Origin of the sequence: Rhizobium redzepovicii (genome assembly GCF_019793435.1) — a bacterium.
In the GTDB taxonomy this organism is placed as follows: Bacteria; Pseudomonadota; Alphaproteobacteria; order Rhizobiales; family Rhizobiaceae; genus Rhizobium; species Rhizobium redzepovicii.
The window spans coordinates 1-255 of the sequence record NZ_JAILYH010000127.1 but is presented as its reverse complement, the minus strand read 5'-3'; the positions used below and the strand labels follow the sequence as shown (position 1 = coordinate 255).

1 pseudogene is annotated in these 255 nt (G+C 65.5%); it reads right to left on the bottom strand.

Annotated elements, in window-relative coordinates:
* Nucleotides 1–255, bottom strand: a pseudogene (locus tag K6N12_RS33890) (sugar ABC transporter substrate-binding protein); the annotation flags it as partial.

The following is a 255-nucleotide window of genomic DNA, read 5'->3' as shown; positions in this document are numbered from 1 at the left end:
AGCTCTTCGACAGCGTCGCCGTCGCCAGCGCCACCTGCGCCGCCTTGCGGTCGTCGGGGACGTTGAACATGCCGAACATGTCGGAGTTGTAGACGACGCTGCCATCGGTGCCGGGGAAGCGGTAGCACAGGAAGTCCTTGTCCGGGGTCTTCTTGGCGGCGACGAATTCGCCCTTGGCCCAGTCGCCCATCACCTGCACCAGCGCATCACCCTTGATGACCATGGCGGTCGCGAGGTTCCAGTCGCGGCCGGAGA